This window comes from Snodgrassella alvi (assembly GCF_002777425.1).
Lineage (GTDB): Bacteria > Pseudomonadota > Gammaproteobacteria > Burkholderiales > Neisseriaceae > Snodgrassella > Snodgrassella alvi_B.
In genome coordinates this window covers 23,645-41,206 of record NZ_MDVC01000004.1, presented here as the reverse complement: position 1 = coordinate 41,206, position 17,562 = coordinate 23,645, and the positions used below count along the sequence as shown (strand labels likewise).

General features: G+C 42.8%; 14 protein-coding genes and 1 tRNA gene. 3 read left to right on the top strand and 12 right to left on the bottom strand.

Features of this window, described 5'->3' with window-relative positions; translation table 11 throughout:
• Positions 1 to 2,023 precede the first annotated feature (2,023 nt).
• The 8 genes from BGI33_RS01845 to gmk all read right to left on the bottom strand — a co-directional run bounded on the left by BGI33_RS01845 (position 2,024) and on the right by gmk (position 10,630).
• Positions 2,024 to 2,099 (bottom strand) — tRNA-Ile (locus BGI33_RS01845).
• Between the two features lie 101 nt (positions 2,100 to 2,200).
• Positions 2,201 to 4,162 (bottom strand): RNA polymerase sigma factor RpoD, encoded by a 1,962-nt coding sequence (gene rpoD, locus BGI33_RS01840; protein ID WP_100089691.1) that lies wholly within the window; start codon positions 4,160 to 4,162, stop codon positions 2,201 to 2,203.
• 60 nt (positions 4,163 to 4,222) lie between these two features.
• Positions 4,223 to 6,007 (bottom strand): DNA primase, encoded by a 1,785-nt coding sequence (gene dnaG / locus BGI33_RS01835; protein WP_100089690.1) that lies wholly within the window; start codon positions 6,005 to 6,007, stop codon positions 4,223 to 4,225.
• Between the two features lie 79 nt (positions 6,008 to 6,086).
• The gene (locus tag BGI33_RS01830) at positions 6,087 to 6,530 is read right to left on the bottom strand and encodes a GatB/YqeY domain-containing protein (RefSeq protein WP_100089689.1); all 444 of its coding nucleotides are present in this window, start codon (positions 6,528 to 6,530) and stop codon (positions 6,087 to 6,089) included.
• Positions 6,531 to 6,722: 192 nt separating this feature from the next.
• Positions 6,723 to 6,935, bottom strand: a complete 213-nt coding sequence (gene rpsU, locus BGI33_RS01825; RefSeq protein ID WP_100089688.1) for a 30S ribosomal protein S21 — start codon at positions 6,933 to 6,935, stop codon at positions 6,723 to 6,725.
• A 278-nt stretch (positions 6,936 to 7,213) separates the two neighbouring features.
• A complete protein-coding gene (locus BGI33_RS01820; RefSeq protein ID WP_100089687.1) occupies positions 7,214 to 9,748 on the bottom strand; it encodes a RelA/SpoT family protein in 2,535 nt (844 codons plus the stop codon).
• Between the two features lie 15 nt (positions 9,749 to 9,763).
• Entirely contained in the window at positions 9,764 to 9,967 is a 204-nt protein-coding gene (gene rpoZ / locus BGI33_RS01815; RefSeq protein ID WP_100089686.1) for a DNA-directed RNA polymerase subunit omega, read from the bottom strand.
• Between the two features lie 51 nt (positions 9,968 to 10,018).
• Positions 10,019 to 10,630 (bottom strand): guanylate kinase, encoded by a 612-nt coding sequence (gene gmk / locus BGI33_RS01810; RefSeq protein WP_100089685.1) that lies wholly within the window; start codon positions 10,628 to 10,630, stop codon positions 10,019 to 10,021.
• A 167-nt stretch (positions 10,631 to 10,797) separates the two neighbouring features.
• Between gmk and BGI33_RS01805 the strand changes: the two genes are divergently transcribed.
• From BGI33_RS01805 to BGI33_RS01795, 3 genes are all read left to right on the top strand, one after another.
• Entirely contained in the window at positions 10,798 to 12,423 is a 1,626-nt protein-coding gene (locus BGI33_RS01805) for a CTP synthase (RefSeq protein ID WP_100089684.1), read from the top strand.
• Positions 12,424 to 12,569: 146 nt separating this feature from the next.
• On the top strand, positions 12,570 to 13,067 hold the full coding sequence (locus BGI33_RS01800) for a DUF3465 domain-containing protein (RefSeq protein WP_100089683.1): 498 nt from the start codon (positions 12,570 to 12,572) through the stop codon (positions 13,065 to 13,067).
• A gap of 2 nt (positions 13,068 to 13,069) precedes the next feature.
• Entirely contained in the window at positions 13,070 to 13,717 is a 648-nt protein-coding gene (locus tag BGI33_RS01795; protein ID WP_218965099.1) for an HdeD family acid-resistance protein, read from the top strand.
• A gap of 86 nt (positions 13,718 to 13,803) precedes the next feature.
• Here the strand turns inward: BGI33_RS01795 and BGI33_RS01790 are convergent, their stop codons facing one another.
• The 4 genes from BGI33_RS01790 to BGI33_RS01775 all read right to left on the bottom strand — a co-directional run bounded on the left by BGI33_RS01790 (position 13,804) and on the right by BGI33_RS01775 (position 17,505).
• Positions 13,804 to 14,997, bottom strand: a complete 1,194-nt coding sequence (locus BGI33_RS01790) for an amino acid aminotransferase (protein WP_100089682.1) — start codon at positions 14,995 to 14,997, stop codon at positions 13,804 to 13,806.
• A gap of 108 nt (positions 14,998 to 15,105) precedes the next feature.
• A complete protein-coding gene (trmB, locus tag BGI33_RS01785) occupies positions 15,106 to 15,813 on the bottom strand; it encodes a tRNA (guanosine(46)-N7)-methyltransferase TrmB (RefSeq protein WP_100089681.1) in 708 nt (235 codons plus the stop codon).
• Between the two features lie 60 nt (positions 15,814 to 15,873).
• Positions 15,874 to 16,956: a 3-dehydroquinate synthase gene (aroB, locus tag BGI33_RS01780; RefSeq protein ID WP_100089680.1), complete on the bottom strand. Its 1,083-nt coding sequence runs from the start codon at positions 16,954 to 16,956 to the stop codon at positions 15,874 to 15,876.
• A 6-nt stretch (positions 16,957 to 16,962) separates the two neighbouring features.
• Positions 16,963 to 17,505 carry a shikimate kinase gene (locus BGI33_RS01775; protein WP_180297076.1) on the bottom strand — a complete coding sequence of 181 codons (543 nt, stop codon included), beginning with the start codon at positions 17,503 to 17,505 and terminating at the stop codon, positions 16,963 to 16,965.
• Between the last annotated feature and the right edge of the window lie 57 nt (positions 17,506 to 17,562).

The window sequence follows — 17,562 nt, the reverse complement described above, 5'->3', positions numbered from 1 at the left end:
GTGAAGGTGATGAAAAAAGGGTAATATTTTCATAAGAATACTCATTTTTTATGCTATATATGGTAAGGAGTGAAAAGTTAATAGTTGTACTCAATAAAACAATACTTTTCAGGTTAAAACAGTCAAGACAATATTAATAAGATTATAAATGTTAATAGAAGTTTTTGTAATTTATTGATAATGATATTTTATGTTTTTGGTATGTAATTAGATTCAGAGCCTTTATTGGTGGTATTGTTAGCTATAAATAAAGATAACAAAAAATATAAATAGGTGTGTTAATTTTGCAACTATGAAGATAAGGAAGGTATGCTTTTTTAATATTTATATGGTCATTCTCAATATTTAGCAGGTTTTTGGTGTTTGGTGGAATAAATTGGGCTGGTTCGAAAGGTATTTTCGACAGTTTTTGGATATAAGTATATAAGGATATGGAATATTTAAAATATATATGCCATTTGGATTTTGTAAAAAGGCTAAAATATTGTGATTGTGGATTCTAAATAGCTTGGTTTAAGCTATTTTGTTGGCTTGGTTCTTTTTATGTGTCTATGCTATTAGATTATGTTTTTTTCCAAAATGCGTTTAAATATGAGCAATCTTTTTAAGTGATTAAAAGTATTGATGTTGGCTTAATGGGATAAATACTGAATGAAAAGCGGTTAACGGCCAGATTGTATTTGAGCTGGCACTAATTAAATATTAAATTAACTACTTAATTATTAAAAATATTAATTTTTCTGCCATATTTCTATCAATTCGGAAGTATAAATCTTTTCTATGCGGTTGACAATTTATATGTGAAAAGAGGATTTTTTGTTTTGGGTAATAATATTAGTTGCAGGTAGTGGTAATCAGTAACTTTCAACGGCATTAAAGTTTGGTAAGTTAGCACTTAAATCCATGTACATCTTTCTAATGCGCTCTGCTAATGTGAATATTAAATTATATTGCTCAGCCACTTGGTTTACGCTGTCAGATACGACGGTTGGATTCATAGCATGATATTGCCGCTACTACAAGGCTGTGCAGGGAAATAGCGATAAATTGAAGGTCTTTAATGTGTGTAGCCAACTTAAAATTTTTTGAAGCTGTTCTAATTTTTTTACACCAAATGGAAGCCAATTTCCTCTAAAAGCTCAGAATAACTGATCTGATAGCTTGGAAATTGTTTAGTTGAATTTTTTTGCTGATTGATGAATATTAGGGTAAGTTTGCTGCAATATTCTCTTTTTTTACTGTCTGACTATCGCAATTCTAGGTTAATTTTCAACTCCAAGATTGTGTTGGTAATGTAGTCTTTCGATTAATTTGGTGCCTATACGTGGAAGAAGTATGAGGTATACGCTTTTTTATTTTGGGTATTTGTTTTTGACAGTGCTTGCTTATTAATGAGCTGATTAGTATTGTTATTGTGGCTTTGGTTATTATGTGTAATTTAGTAATTTCCTGTTATGGCAATTATGGCTATTGTTTTAGCCATATTAAAATAATTATTTTGCTTTCAGGTGGTTGGAGTTACTTAGGTGGTTGGTGTATTCTATATCTAAGGTGTCAGCAGTGGACAAGAGAGTTTTGGTTTTTTCTAAATCAATAATACTTTCTTTTTTAAATATAACTAAATGATAAATAATTGTTTTTTGTTTTGATTTATTATTTGTCTTTTAATTTGTTAACTATTTGACAATTCACAATGCAATATAAGGCTTTAAAGTTGTTGTTACTTATTTTGAGCTATTAATTGAGAAATCGTCGAAAGGAAGCTATTGGCGGTAATGGTGAAATGTTTGCTAATTGGCAAAAGAAAGCTATTATCAGGATTTTTTATCTGAGCTGTTTTATGTGGCTGCTTATTTTATTTTGTGGGTTATCGGTAGTGCTGAGAAGAAGAATACTAGCGGCTAGGTTGGATAATTAGTTTTTTGCCTGATTGTTGATTTTTGGACTGCGTTGGAATAAAAAAGCCGCTTGATAGCGGTTTTTGATAATAATTCTGCCTGATGCAAAATTTGGTGGGGTTTTTTGGTGGGTCCAGTGGGGTTCGAACCCACGACCAAGGGATTATGAGTCCCCTGCTCTAACCCCTGAGCTACAGACCCGTGAAGCGCGTATTGTAGCCAAGATGGATTGCTATTGCAAGGTTTTACATAAAAAATCATCCGCTGTGCGCGGATGATTTTGGTTTTAAAAGATAAAAAGTTTACTGTTTGTTTTCGTCGCTGTCGAGGAAGCTTTTCAGCCGGTCGGAGCGGGTAGGGTGGCGCAGTTTACGCAGGGCTTTGGCCTCAATCTGGCGAATACGCTCACGGGTAACGTCAAACTGTTTACCGACTTCTTCGAGGGTGTGGTCGGTATTCATGTCGATGCCAAAGCGCATGCGCAGTACTTTGGCTTCGCGTGGGGTGAGGCTTTCGAGTACATCTTTGGTTACTTCACGCAGGCTAGAGTACATGGCTGCATCTGCTGGTGCTACATTGTTTGCGTCTTCGATAAAGTCGCCCAGATGTGAATCGTCATCATCGCCAATCGGTGTTTCCATGGAAATGGGTTCTTTGGCGATTTTCATGATTTTGCGGATTTTGTCTTCCGGCATTTCCATCAGTTCAGCCAGTTTGGCGGAATCGGCTTCTTCACCGTTTTCCTGTAAATACTGGCGGGAAATGCGGTTCATTTTGTTGATGGTTTCAATCATGTGCACCGGAATGCGGATGGTACGCGCCTGATCTGCAATTGAGCGGGTGATGGCCTGACGAATCCACCATGTAGCATAGGTGGAAAATTTGTAGCCACGCCGGTATTCGAATTTGTCTACAGCTTTCATCAGGCCGATGTTGCCTTCCTGAATCAGGTCGAGAAATTGCAGGCCGCGATTGGTGTATTTTTTGGCAATGGAGATAACCAGACGCAGATTGGCCTGAATCATTTCCTGCTTGGCCGCGGCTGTTTCCTGCTCGCTTTTGACCATGTTTTTGTTAATCTGTTTGAGTTCGTCCAGTGAAATCTGGGCGGTTTGTTCGAGGTTGGCCAGTTCGGTTTGCTTTTCGATGATGGCATACTGGAAGCGGCGCAGGGCTTCGTTCCAGACACGGTTCAGGGAGAGTTCTTCATCTACCCAGCCCAGATCGGTAGTGCGGTTGGCGAAGCTTTTGATAAAGTAGTCGCGTTCCATGTGTACTCGGTTGAGGGCGATATCGCGAATGTCGCGTTCGAGTTGCCGTACCTGACTAACGCGCATGCGCAGGTTGTCGCACAGGCTTTCTATCTGACGGGTAGCAAAACGCACTTGCAATAGCTGTTCGGCAATTTCTTGTTGCAGTTTGAGGTAGTCGGCATGCTGGCTGCCTTTTTCCTGTAAGGCGGCAACCATGGCTTCATAGAGGCTTTGAATACCGTCGAAATGTTCGAGGGTTTTCTGGCGCAGTTCTTCGAGATTAGCGGATGCGGCCAGTGCTGCGTTTTCTTCGTCGCTTTCTTCAGAGTCGTCGTCAACTTCTACGCTGTCGTCGCTGTCATCAACAACTTCGGCATCGTCGCTTTTGCTGTCTAGTCCTAGGCCGAGTTCGTCCAGTAGTTCTTCATGCGGGTCGACGATGGCTTCGACTACTTCATCTACTTTGATTTCATCTTTGCGTACGGCGTCGATGAGGGTCAGTATTTCTGCAACTGAACCGGGACAGGCGGAAATGGCCTGAATCATGTTGCGCAGGGCATTTTCGATTTTTTTGGCGATGATGATTTCATCTTCGCGGGTTAGCAGGTCTACTTGTCCCATTTCGCGCATATACATGCGTACGGGGTCGGTAGTGCGGCCGAATTCGTTATCTGCATTGGACAGTGCTGCTTCTGCTTCAGCTACTGCATCATCGTCGGTCATGTTGGCGGTGTTGTCGCCCATCAACAGACTTTCGGCATCAGGTGCTTCTTCGGTAACTTGAATGCCGAGGCCAGAAATCATGGAAACAATGTTGTCAATCTGATCTGCATCTGACATTTCGTCAGGCAGGGCATCGTTGATTTCGGCGTAGGTGATGTAACCACGTTCTTTGCCTTGAATAATGAGCTGGCGCAAACGGGCGCGCTGTTCTTCTGCGGTTAATGGGCGTGCGTCATCCTGCTCTTGGCTGGTATCGATGGTAGTCTTTTTCAGTGTTGAGTTTGCCATGGTTTACTCGATGTATTTGCAGCGGCTTTGTCGCTGCAAGCGGTTGTAATGGTCGTCATTCTATGCTGACGGTATTTTGGGCGGGCTTAAGAGCAGCAGTAGTAACTGTTTTTCGTCGGCACTTAGTTTTCCATGCTGGAGTTTGCGCTTCAACGCATCAATCTGCTGTGTCTTAAGGTTGTCCAGTAATTTTTGCATGCCCTGTTTGAACGTGGTGCAGTCATCTTCATTTCCTGGCTGCATAACATCCGGTGAATCCAGATAGTCATGGATAATCTGCCGGATGACGGGTTCAAATTCTGTGTTACGCATCAGTTCCAGCACGGCACCGCTGTTCAGTGGTGTAACGGAGGCTTGTATGCGTTCGGCCAGCGCAGCGAGGCATGCATAGTCGCCGTGCAGGTCGAGATATTCTGGTAGTTCTATATATACGGCCCATTGTGGATTTATCAATAGTGCGCGTATCTGCTTTTGTGCCAGTGACATGACAGGGGGCTGCCGGAATGTATTCTGGGGTAAGCGGTAATTTTTCTGTTGTATGGCCGGTTGTCTGGGTTGCTGCTGTCCCAGTAGCTGAGCCAGATTATGTTCGTCTATGCCTACTTTCTGGCTAAGTTCCTGACGGAGCAGGAAAGACAATGCCGGTGCCTTGATTTGTGCCAGTAAGGGGCTGGCCGTTTTAATCAGTTCGGCTTTGCCTTCTTGTGTGTTGAGATCGATGTTTTCAGTCAAGGTTTGCCAGAAGTAGGCTGATAATGGCAGGCTTTGATTGAGTAAAGCGTCTTCAAAGGTTTTTAAACCATGGCTGCGTACGTAGCTATCGGGGTCGTGTTCGGCCGGTAAAAACAGGAAGTGTAAAATTTTGTCATCTTTTAGCTGGGGCAAGGCATTTTCTAATGCGCGCCAGGCGGCTTTTTTGCCGGCAGTATCACCATCAAAGCAGAAATAGATGTGATCGCTTTGTCGCATTAATAGGCGTACATGTTCGGCTGTGGTGGCTGTGCCCAGTGCAGCTACGGCATAGCCCAAACCAAACTGTGCCAGTGCGACTACGTCCATATACCCTTCTACTACCAGTACTCGTTGGGCTTCTTTGATTGCAGCTCGTGCTTCATACAGGCCATACAGGTTTCGGCCTTTATCAAATAAGGGGGTTTCTGGTGAGTTGAGGTATTTAGGTTCGCCGGTTTCAATGATGCGGGCACCAAATCCGATTATCTGGCCACGTGTACTGCGGATGGGAAACATGATGCGATCGCGAAAGCGGTCGTAATGGCGGTCATCTTTGGTGATAACCATGCCGCTGTTTACTAGTGCATTGCTTGGATAGGGCTGGAAGACTTTGGCTAGTGCCTGCCAGTCATCCGGGGCATAGCCGAGGCCGTAATGTATGATGATTTCGTCACTGAGGCCGCGTTGCTGTAAATAATTTTGGGCACGCAATGAGGTTTTTAGTTGCTGCTGATAGTAGGTGGCGGCTGCGGCGGTGGTTTGCTCAAGGGTTTGCTGTTGTTGTTTGTGTGCTTTTTGTGCCTGTGGATTACTGTTGCCGGCCTGTTTTGGGACGGTTGTGCCAATACGGTCGGCCAGAAACTGTACGGCTTCCTGAAAACTCAGTCCCTGATATTCCATAATAAAGCCTATGGCGGAACCATGCACGCCACAGCCAAAGCAGTGATAAAACTGTTTGGTGGGGCTAACGGAAAAGGAGGGCGATTTTTCTTTATGAAATGGGCAGCAGGCCATGTAGTTGGCTCCGCTTTTTTTCAGCGGTACAAACTCTTCGATTACGTCGACGATATCGATTTTATTCAATAGTTCGTCAATAAATTCGCCTGGTATCATGCCAACTACGCCTGTCTACTTCTATGCTAAAGATTTAAAACCTGTTTTTTAGGTTTGTTTGTGCTGCTGTTGTTAATTATCAGGCTAAAAGCTGTTTGATTTTTTTGCTGACTTCACTCATGTCGGCTTTGCCAGCCAGTGTTTTTTTCAAAACACCCATTACTTTGCCCATGTCACTTGGTTGTGTGGCACCTGCGCTGGCAATGGCATCTTTGATTGCGGCTTCGATTTCGGTGTCATCTAGCATTTTAGGCAGGTATTGTTGTAGCAGGTTGATTTCTGCCTGCTCTTTTTCGGCCAGATCATCTCTGCTACCTTCAGTATACATACGTACAGATTCTTTGCGCTGTTTGACCATCTTGCTGATGATTGCTGTGAAGCGACTATCGTCTACTTCGATTCGCTCGTCTACTTCGATCTGTTTTATTGCAGCCAGTGCCATGCGAATGGTAGACAGGGTAGTTGAGTCATGGTTGCGCAAGGCTGTTTTCATGTCTTCCTGCAATTGTTGTTTTAGGCTCATAATGGATGCTCGCAATGAAATGAATAAGTATTAAGTGAATTGATAGTTGGTAGTTTACTGCTGTGATTCTGGTTTGCTACAGTTTTTACTCGTTAAAATGCAAATACCGCAAGCAATAGCCTGCGGTATTGTTTTTTCAATGGTGTTTACCCAGCTACAAGATTTTATGAGCCGGCGATACCAATTAACCAATTAATAGTATTTTGGTGGCAATTGCTGGCTGCGTAAGCGTTTCTGCAAACGTTTTACGGCTGCCGCTTTTTTGCGTTTACGTTCGGTAGTTGGTTTTTCGTAAGCTTCGCGTGCACGTAGTTCGGTCATCAGGCCGGTTTTTTCTACAGTGCGTTTGAAACGGCGCATTGCAACTTCAAAAGGTTCATTTTCTTTTACACGTACAGAAGGCATGTTTTTTCCTGAGTAAATTAATTTTGTTACTGATTTATTAATCAGTATGGTAAATACTGAATTACTGCCATTTGATGGCAAAGGCGGTGTTTACGGTACCGCATAACCGTCTACAACATCACCTCCCAAGGTGTAAATGATGGCTATATCTGTATGTAAAAGTATAAACAGATATATGGTTATTTTAAATAAATAAGGTTTAATTATGGCTGATTAAATCTGTGTCGTCAAGATGATATTGAATCGATTGATACTGATATTTTCTACAAATATCTGTGTTAGATACGGTTTACTCGGCGAATCTGGGGTATGGAGTGCAGATCGCGTGTAATCAGGTTGAGCTGGTCTAAGTCTTTTACTTGTAATACAAAGCGAAATTCGATAAATCCTTCCACGCCTTCAAGTTTTTTTGATGTGGTTTCTACCGATTTAATGTTGCTTCCATTGGAGGAGATGGCCTCAGCGATGGTGGCCAGCAGACCATGGCTATCGATAGCATTCAGGCACAGGGTGACTTGGTAGTTGTCTGCCTGCATGATATCCCAGTTGGCATCCAGTTGAAGCTCGGGATCTGTTTTCAGGATGGTGTTGCAGGTATCACGATGTATGATGATTCCCTCATCTTTAATCAGCAGTGCTTTGATGGCATCGCCGGGAATAGGGTGGCAGCATTTGGCCAGATGAATATGTGCTGATTCATTGCCGGTGAGGTTAATGGGTGCCAGTTTGATGGTGTTGTTAAAGTGTTCTCCTGCCAGCTCGGCAATATGCATGGCCACTGAAACAGGTTGCAGTAATCCCATGCCAACTTCGCACAGGATGTTTTCAAATGAGGTGTTTTTTAGGCGCAAATCAGCCAGATATTTGTCTTTCAGGCTGTCGGACAGTAAAACATTTTCTGGCAACAGGCTGGACAGTGCTTTTTGTAATAGCTTTTCACCCAGACGTATGGCATCGCAACGATTCATTTTTTTTATCTGGCTGCGGATGGCGCTGCGTGCATGGCTGGATACGGTAAAGCCTAGCCACGCTGGTGTGGGATGGCCATTACTTGAGGTGATGATTTCTACTGTATCACCTGTATGTAAACGGGTGCGCAATGGCATCAGGTTATGGTTGATGCGTGCTGATACGGTGCGGTTGCCAATATCGGTATGCACTGCATAGGCAAAATCGACGGGTGTGGCCCCTTCTGGCAAGGTGATGATTTTACCTTTGGGGGTGAAAACATATACTTCATTCGGAAACAGATCAGTTTTTACATGCTCAAGAAATTCAATGGCATTGGCACTGTGAGCCTGAATGTCGAGAATGCTTTGCAGCCACTGGTTGGTGCGCATTTGTGCCTGATCAAAGCTATTCTGTTCGCCATCTTTATGCATCCAGTAGCTGGCAATGCCGCGTTCGGCTATGGTGTCCATTTCATGGGTGCGTATCTGTACTTCTATCGGCAGGCCATATGGCCCAATCAGAATGGTATGCAGGCTTTGATAGCCATTGTTTTTGGGGATGGCAATGTAATCTTTGATTCGCCCGGGTTTGGGCTTATAAAGATTATGCAAAACACCTAAGGCGGTATAGCAGGCAGGAATGTTGTTGACAATGACTCTGAAAGCGTAAATATCCATTACGTCAGCAAAGTGCAGATTTTTGCGGCGCATTTTTTCATAAATGCTGTAAAGGTTTTTTTCTCTGCCTCTTACCTGTGCTTCGATATTGGCGCTGACCAGACGCTGGCTGAAGGCGCGCAATACTTTACCGACTACGTCGCGTCGGTTACGCCGGGATGATTGAATGGCTTTTGCCAGAACTTCATAGCGATGGGGATATAAATGCCTGAAGGCTAAATCCTGCAATTCACGATAAACGTGATTTAATCCGATTCGGTTAGCCAGTTGTGCATAGATTTCCATGGTTTCCTGGGCAATGCGTCTTCGGCTCGCTGGTTTTTTTGCCGATAATGTACGCATGTTGTGTAATCGGTCTGACAATTTGACGATAATTACGCGGACATCCTGAGTCATTGCCATTATCAGTTTGCGGAAGCTCTCGGCCTGAGCTTCCTGCTGGCTATTGTATTCGAGCTTTTCCAGCTTCGATAATCCATCAACCATATTGGCGATGGTTTCGCCAAATGCTGCAATGATTTCTTCTTTGGTAGTACCAGTGTCTTCCAGTACATCATGCAGTACGCCGGCACATAAAGCTTGTATGTCTACGTGCCATTCTGCCAGTTGGGTGGCAACTGCCAGAGGGTGAGTAATATAAGGCAGGCCGCTATTGCGAAATTGCCCTTGATGCGCAATGGCACCAAATTCACATGCTTTATTAAGCAGATTTAAGTCTTCTTTGCTGAGGTAAGAAGCAATATTCAGAAGTTTATTCTGTGCTTCAGCAATAATGGCCTGATAACTGTTTTCTATTTGCTGCTGACAGCATTCCAGCTGGGTTGCTATGCTGGTGTGTGATAAAGTATTAATCCCATTAAAAATCTTCATGCCTACAGGACCCATAGCTTCGCTGGGCATATGGTTATCTGTAGAAGTGATGGATAAATCCTCGAAAGCTGTTTTGATTAAAACTGCTGTAAGTGCTTGTACACGGTGCTGGTTTTCAGCCAGTGATGTAGTAATGGCAAAACTGCGTTCAAGTAGCGCAGTTTTGCCAGTTTGCTCTGCCAGAGAGTAAATATAGGCACAAGCCTGTTCCAGTAATTTCCAGCGTTCCTGTTTGTTTAGATATTCTGTGTGTGAAAACAGTTTATCACGCCATTGGTTTGCTGGCGGTTTATAGGGTAGGCTGGGTGGAAACATGGCTATTTGCCTGTATTATTTTTGCTGGTTAAGTAATTCTGTTCCAATTTGTCCGCTGGCAATTTCACGCAGGGCAATTACAGTGGGTTTGTCATGATCTTCGTCGACCAGTGCGGTAGCACCATTGGCTAGCTGGCGTGCACGCAAAGCGGCAATCATGGTTAGGTCAAAGTGATTGGGAATGCGTCCGACACAATCTTCTACAGTAATACGAGCCATAATCTGAATTCCAATCCTGATATCAGGTAAGTAAGAAATAGTTTAAAAAAATTATTCTCCGGTTAGAATCCGGGTAATTGTTTGACTTTGTGCTTGTGCACGTAATCCAACCGAGCGAATAATTGCCAGTAAATCCTGCTCTGCCTGAGTAAGCTCCTGATTGACAATTACATAATCAAACAGCTTGCTTTGCTCAATTTCTTCGCGTGATTTTTCCAGACGGTAGGCAATGACTTCTTCGCTATCAGTGCCACGGTTTTGCAGACGTTCGGTCAGTTCAGTCATTGAGGGGGGTAAAATAAAAATACTGGTTGCTTCTGGCAGTAAACGACGGATCTGTTCTGCTCCCTGAACATCTATTTCCAGGATAACGTTGTAGCCCTGCTGTGTTAATGATTCTACTGCTTTTAAACTGGTGCCGTAATAGTTGCCGTATACATTGGCATGCTCAATAAACGCATTGCCTGCAATCATTTCCTCAAATTCACTACGGCTGACAAAATGGTAATGTACACCATTTTGCTCTCCTTCACGCGGCATTCTGGTGGTATGGGAAATAGAAATACGGATATCCGGCTGATTGGCACTCAGGCGTGATACCAGTGTGGTTTTGCCTGTTCCGGAAGCAGCAGAAACAATGAAAATATGTCCAGATTGCAACATAATATAAATTTAAGGATTACGGTGGCTAATTATGCCACAGCCGTGAATGTTACGCCAATCTGGATGACGGGATTATTGCATATTCTTGCACAGTCTGTGACTGGTAATATCTTTCTTTTAGTGCTGGTTTCGGCTAAAATGCTAAATTCAATTTCCTGCTGATTGTCATGACCAAGTTTATTTTTGTGACTGGCGGTGTGGTCTCTTCACTGGGTAAAGGCATTGCCGCTGCGTCTACTGCTGCTATTTTGGAATCTCGTGGTCTTAAAGTGACCATGCTTAAACTGGATCCTTATATTAATGTTGATCCGGGTACAATGAGCCCCTTTCAGCATGGTGAGGTATTCGTTACCGAGGACGGTGCTGAAACTGATCTGGATTTAGGGCATTACGAGCGCTTTATTGATGCCACTATGCAAAAGCGCAACAATTTTACGTCTGGTCAGGTTTATGAAAGTGTAATTCATAAAGAGCGTCGTGGTGATTATCTGGGCGGAACAGTTCAAGTTATTCCGCACATTACTGATGAAATTAAACGTAAGATTCATGAAGGTGCTGCCGGCTATGATGTTGCTATTGTGGAAATCGGTGGCACGGTAGGTGATATTGAATCTCTTCCTTTTCTGGAAGCTATCAGACAGATGCGTAGCCAGCAGGGAAGAGCGAATACTCTTTTTGTTCATCTATCTTATGTTCCCTTTATTGCCGCTGCCGGTGAAATCAAAACCAAGCCAACACAGCATTCTGTCAAGGAATTACGTGAAATCGGCATCCAGCCGGATGTGCTGATCTGTCGTATGGATCGGCCAATGCCGGAAGAAGAAAAACGCAAGATTGCTCTGTTCTGTAATGTTGAAGAACGTGCTGTTATCAGCTGCTATGATGTAGACAGTATTTATGAAGTACCGAGAATGCTGCATGATCAGGGTATTGACAGTATTATCTGTGAACAATTGCAACTGAATGTTCAGCAGGCTGATTTGACTGCATGGAACAAGATTGTCTACTCAGTACAACATCCGAAGCATAAAGTAAAAATTGCCATGGTGGGCAAGTATGTGGATTTGACTGAGTCATATAAATCTTTATCCGAAGCATTAAAACATGCCGGTATTCAAACTGAAACGGATGTAGATATTCACTATATTGATAGTGAAATTCTGGAAACAGATGGAACAGCCTGTTTGCAGGATATGGATGCTATTCTGGTTCCAGGCGGGTTTGGTACTCGTGGGGTGGAAGGTAAAATTGCTGCTGTACGCTATGCACGTGAACAGAAAATACCTTATTTGGGTATTTGTTTGGGTATGCAGATTGCTCTGATTGAATATGCGCGTGATGTGGCAAATCTGGAAGGCGCCAATTCAACTGAATTCAACTTGAAAACTCAGCATCCTGTCGTAGCCTTGATTAGTGAGTGGCAGGATCGCGATGGCCAGATTGAAAAGCGTGATATTAATACTAATCTGGGTGGCACAATGCGTTTAGGTGCGCAGGAAGTCAAGTTGGCTGCCGGTTCTCTGGCCAGAGCTATTTATGGTAATGAGCTAATTCGTGAGCGTCATCGTCATCGTTATGAAGTTAATAACTACTATTTGCCTCAGTTACAGCAGGCAGGTCTGGTAATTGGTGGTGTATCTACGGGACATGAGCAATTGGTGGAAACTATTGAATTGCAGGATCATCCTTGGTTTTTTGCCTGTCAGTTCCATCCTGAATTTACTTCAACGCCGAAGAATGGCCATCCTTTGTTTACTGCTTTTATCAAGGCGGCATTGGCTTATAAGAAATAAATCAATTTTTTGCTTGCTGTACAGGCTACCCGTTTTTCCGGGTAGCCTGTTTTTTTTGCCTGAATCTATTAATATTTTTGCTATCTGTAATTACATTTTGTATGATGGTTTAAGTGTTTACAAGTGGGCCATATAAATTCCTCGCTATGAAAAATATTATTTTATTGGTCATTGTGGCATTGGGCCTCTGGTGGTGGCAATATGGCACGGTGGATGAACAGCAAAAGAGTCATGCGCAAGAGCAGATAGTAGAATCTTTTAAATCGATTCGGAATAATTTTACCGGCGCACCATCGACCAGCAGTCCGGTGTTGGGAGCGATTCCTGTTCAGCAGGCTCAAAATGAAAATCTGGATAAGGTACAGGTATATGGAGAGGGTAATGTGATTAAAACCTTGCCCGATGATAATAAGGGTATTCGTCATCAGCGATTTATACTCAAGACTGATAATGGTACTCTTTTGGTAGTACATAATATTGATCTGGCGCCCCGATTAGAGGGTTTGCAGCGCGGAGATAAGGTTGTTTTTACTGGTGAATATATTAGTAATGAATGTGGTGGCCTGATACATTGGACACATCATGATCCCGCTCACCGTCATGCTGATGGCTGGTTGTTATATCAGGGAAGGCGTTATCAATAAGCTTGCTGAAATATTGGGTTTTAAAATTTATTATTTGTGGTTTATATTTAAATAGAGGAAATATAGTGAATAATCTTTCTTTTCGTAGTCCATTGGCTAATTTACTGTCTGAAAACTGGTGGGTAATACTGATACGTGGGATTGCGGCTTTAATTTTTGGTTTACTGACGTGGTTTTATCCATTTATATCCATTTTGATCATGGTAATGTTTTTTGGCATTTATGCTTTGGTCGATGGAGTGATGGGCGTAGTAATTGCTATCAGTGGTCGCCAGACGCATCAGGATTGGTGGCTGATGCTGATTTGGGGTATTGTCAGTATTCTGGCTGGTATGCTGACTTTTTTTGTCCCGGGAATAACTTGGCTGGTTTTGATTACATTGATTGCAATCTGGGCATTAGTTAGTGGTATATTGCAGATCATCGCTGCTATTCGTTTGCGTCAATCTATTCATAACGAAGGATGGATGATTGTTGCGGGTATATTGTCGGTTTTGGTAGGTATTATTTTGTTTGTTAATCCTGTACAAGGCGGTATCGCACTGACATGGGTTATTGGTGTTTATGCCGCATTGTTTGGTGTAATGAATATTGCTTTGGCTTTTCGGGTGCGCCGATTTGCTACCTCAAAGATAAATGAAAATAATTAATTTTAGATCTAATTTAACATTTTTCATTAAAAAAACTGGCTGGTAATAAGTTAAACCAGCCAGTTTTTATCATTTAGAAAGCGCTTTTATTTCAATATTTCAGCCATTGCATTGGCTACATATTCTATATTGCTGCTATTTAAACCGGCCATACACATGCGACCATTTTCGACTAAATACACGCCAAATTCACTTTTTAAGCGTGTTACCTGCTGGGGGCTTAAGCCAGTAAAACTGAACATGCCACGCTGTTTAATGAAATAGCTGAAATCGCGTTCTGGGATTTTAGTCTGCAATACTTCGTACAAACGAGAGCGCATGGCACGAATACGGTCGCGCATGGCGTAAACTTCCTGCTCCCATTGTTGAAATAATTGACTATTATTCATCACATGGTCAACAATGTGGCCACCGTATGCGGGAGGGCTTGAATATAAACGGCGAATAGTAAATTTGAGCTGACTTTGTACCAGGCGGGCTTCTTCAGCTGTAGGACAGACTATGCTCAGACCACCAATACGTTCACCATACATGGATAGATTTTTGGAAAATGAATTACTGATATAAACACATAAGCCCATATCAACAGCTTTGCGAATAGCATAGGTATCAGTATCAATATCGTCACCAAATCCCTGATATGCTATGTCCATAAAAGGTATTAATTGCTGTTGTCTGATAATTTCCAGCAGTTCATCCCATTGCTGGTGAGTAGGATCAACACCGGTAGGATTGTGGCAACAGGGATGTAACAAAATAATACTGCCTGCTTCCAGTTGTTGAAGAAACTGTTTTAATTCTGTAAATTTAATGCCGATGGTTTCAGGATCATAGTAGGGATATTTATGTACTTCTATTCCTGAGCCCTCAAATATACTGATGTGGTTGCCCCAGGTAGGATCGCTGACGTAAGCTTTTGCGTGTGGGAACCAGTGGTGAATAAATTCTGCACCTATGCGTAAAGCGCCAGAACCGCCAAGGCTGGCAATAGTGGCAACCCGACCGTTTTTAATGGCTTCATGTTCACTGCCGAGCAATAGCCTTTGGCAGGCTTGTCGATAACCTGGCAGCCCGTCCATGGGTAGATAATCATGCGGCAGATGCTGTTCAACCATTCGCGATTCTACGGTTTTAACGCATTCCAGGACAGGTACATGACCAGTATCATCATAATAAACACCTACACCCAGATTCACTTTATGGCTGCGCGAATCCTGTTTGTATTGATCCATCAGACCTAATATAGGATCTCCTGGATAGTATTCGACATTCTGAAACATCTCAGTTCCTTAGAAGACAGCAATGTTATTTGACGGAAAAATGAATTGCCGTAATGCAATCCAAGGTGATTGTACCTTAAATGTCTTTACTCTTATTAATTCTTGCTGTTATTTTTTTACAAAAACCAAATCCCACACACCATGTCCCAGACGTTTACCGCGTGCTTCAAATTTTGTTTCCGGCCGATAGGCGGGTGTTGTAGCAAAATCATTAGCAGTATTTTGTAATTCCGGAAAGCTGGTTAACACTTCAAGCATCTGTTCGGCATATTCCTGCCAGTCAGTTGCCAGATGAATATAGCCGTTTTTTTGCAGTTTTGGAAGTAATTGGGCAATAAAGGGTATCTGGATCAGGCGACGTTTGTGATGGCGCTTTTTGTGCCAGGGATCCGGAAAAAAAATATGAATGCCATGCAGGCTATCGTTGCTGAGCATATGATTGACCACTTCTACTGCATCGTGGCGCATCACTTTTATATTCTGAATATTCTGTTCCTGAATCAGTTTTAGCAGATTACCTACACCTGGGCCGTGTACATCAATAGCCAGAAAATCGCATGCAGGCAGATTCTGGGCAATTGCGGCACTTGCGACACCCATGCCAAAGCCGATTTCCAGAATTTTAGGTGCATTCCTATTGAATATAGTGTCTAAATCTACTATGTTTTTATTGAAATCAATACCGAATTGTGCCCATTGTGTATCAATGGCACGTTGTTGTGCAGCAGTCATGTGGCCTTGGCGAAGAACAAAGCTGCGGATACTACGAATTTGATCTTTATTGCCTTTTGCTTGCAGGTCAGGTTTGTTGGTCATACTTTATCTTGCGTTTAACATAAAAGTTGATAATTTGGCAGATAGGGATTCTAACATGCTTCAGGAGATATATTGCTTCAATGTTATCGCTAGTGTTTCAGCTGTTATATTGTCAGCTAACGTGGCCTGTCCAAGGGTTTTCAGCACGACAAAACGCAGGTTTCCATCAATTACTTTTTTATCATGGCTCATATGGGTAAGCCATGCGTTCAATGACATTCGTGGAGGAACAACGGGCAGATTGGCCTGAGATAATATAGTAATGACGCGTGTAGTATCTTCTGGGCGCAGATAGCCAAGTTGTTCAGACAAGCGGCATGCCAGTACTGTACCCGCTGCAACAGCTTCTCCATGCAACCAGTTGCCATAGCCCATTTCTGCTTCAATGGCATGGCCAAAGGTATGTCCCAGATTGAGATAAGCGCGAATACCCGTTTCTTTTTCATCTTTGCCTACAATATCGGCTTTCATCTGACAGCAGCGATAAATAGCCTGAGCTAGTACAGATGAATTCTGATCAATTAATGCAGCAATATTGCTTTCCAGCCATTGTAAGAATTCAACATCACCTAATACTGCATATTTAATTACTTCTGCCAAACCAGCGGAAAATTCGCGAGGAGGTAAGGTTTGTAAACTGTTTAAGTCGATAAATACAGCCTGAGGCTGATAAAACGCGCCAATCATATTTTTTCCCAAGGGATGATTGATTGCTGTTTTACCCCCAACAGATGAATCTACCTGACTAAGAAGCGTGGTAGGAATCTGAATAAAAGGAGTACCACGCTGATAAGTTGCAGCCGCAAAGCCTACCATATCGCCAATGACACCCCCACCCAAAGCCAATAAAGTAGTCTGGCGTTCAGCTCTGTGTTGCATCAGCCCGTCATAAATGAGATTCAGTGTTTGCCAGGTTTTATATTGTTCGCCATCGGGCAAAATAATACTGAAATGCTCATAACCTGACTGGGTCAGAATCTGCTGCCATTGCGGCAGGTACAATGCTGCCACTGTATCATTACTAATAATGGCAATTTTATTATTGAGATAGGGTGCAAGAATACTGTGCGCGGATTCACGCAAATTACTGCCAATAAAAATTGGATATTGATGTGAGGCGGTTGCAACAGAAAGGGTATGCATGATGATTTATAACAGAGACAGTTGTTGGGAAGGCTGGCGCAGTAATCGAATTAACCGGCTAACGGTATGAGTACAATAAGGACTGCCTACATCTATTACGGTATGTGCGGTGGCACGATAAATAGGATCACGTATAGTATATAATTCCTGTAGTTTGGCTAGTGGGTTAGAGACCTGTAACAGGGGGCGGTTTTTATCATGCTGAATTCTACTCAGTAAGACTTCCGGTTGGGCATGAAGATAAACGACATGGCCATTCTGTTGCAGTTTAAGCCGGTTTTCGATTTGTAAAATGGTGCCGCCACCGGTAGCAATAACAATATTTTTTTGTTGTACCAGCTCGCTGATAACCGTTGCCTCACGACAGCGAAATCCTGCTTCTCCCTCAAGTTCAAAAATGGTTGGGATGGAAACACCGGTACGTTCACAAATTACCTGATCGCTATCATAAAAGGGACGGCGTAATTTATTTGCCAGTTGTTTACCAAGAGTAGTTTTACCTGCTCCCATCAAACCGATCAGAATCAGATTGCCAGCTATATTATCCATGCTTGTTATTGTAACTGAGTGTTGCAATTTATGCATTAGTAAACTATGGTAGATAGT

Bases quoted from the DNA above. Each gene is read 5' to 3' on its own strand.
- rpoD (WP_100089691.1), bottom strand. From the start codon at position 4,162: ATGGCAAACTCAACACTGAAAAAGACTACCATCGATACCAGCCAAGAG.
- dnaG (WP_100089690.1), bottom strand. From the start codon at position 6,007: ATGATACCAGGCGAATTTATTGACGAACTATTGAATAAAATCGATATC.
- BGI33_RS01830 (WP_100089689.1), bottom strand. From the start codon at position 6,530: ATGAGCCTAAAACAACAATTGCAGGAAGACATGAAAACAGCCTTGCGC.
- rpsU (WP_100089688.1), bottom strand. From the start codon at position 6,935: ATGCCTTCTGTACGTGTAAAAGAAAATGAACCTTTTGAAGTTGCAATG.
- BGI33_RS01820 (WP_100089687.1), bottom strand. From the start codon at position 9,748: ATGTTTCCACCCAGCCTACCCTATAAACCGCCAGCAAACCAATGGCGT.
- rpoZ (WP_100089686.1), bottom strand. From the start codon at position 9,967: ATGGCTCGTATTACTGTAGAAGATTGTGTCGGACGCATTCCCAATCAC.
- gmk (WP_100089685.1), bottom strand. From the start codon at position 10,630: ATGTTGCAATCTGGACATATTTTCATTGTTTCTGCTGCTTCCGGAACA.
- BGI33_RS01805 (WP_100089684.1), top strand. From the start codon at position 10,798: ATGACCAAGTTTATTTTTGTGACTGGCGGTGTGGTCTCTTCACTGGGT.
- BGI33_RS01800 (WP_100089683.1), top strand. From the start codon at position 12,570: ATGAAAAATATTATTTTATTGGTCATTGTGGCATTGGGCCTCTGGTGG.
- BGI33_RS01790 (WP_100089682.1), bottom strand. From the start codon at position 14,997: ATGTTTCAGAATGTCGAATACTATCCAGGAGATCCTATATTAGGTCTG.
- trmB (WP_100089681.1), bottom strand. From the start codon at position 15,813: ATGACCAACAAACCTGACCTGCAAGCAAAAGGCAATAAAGATCAAATT.
- aroB (WP_100089680.1), bottom strand. From the start codon at position 16,956: ATGCATACCCTTTCTGTTGCAACCGCCTCACATCAATATCCAATTTTT.
- BGI33_RS01775 (WP_180297076.1), bottom strand. From the start codon at position 17,505: ATGGATAATATAGCTGGCAATCTGATTCTGATCGGTTTGATGGGAGCA.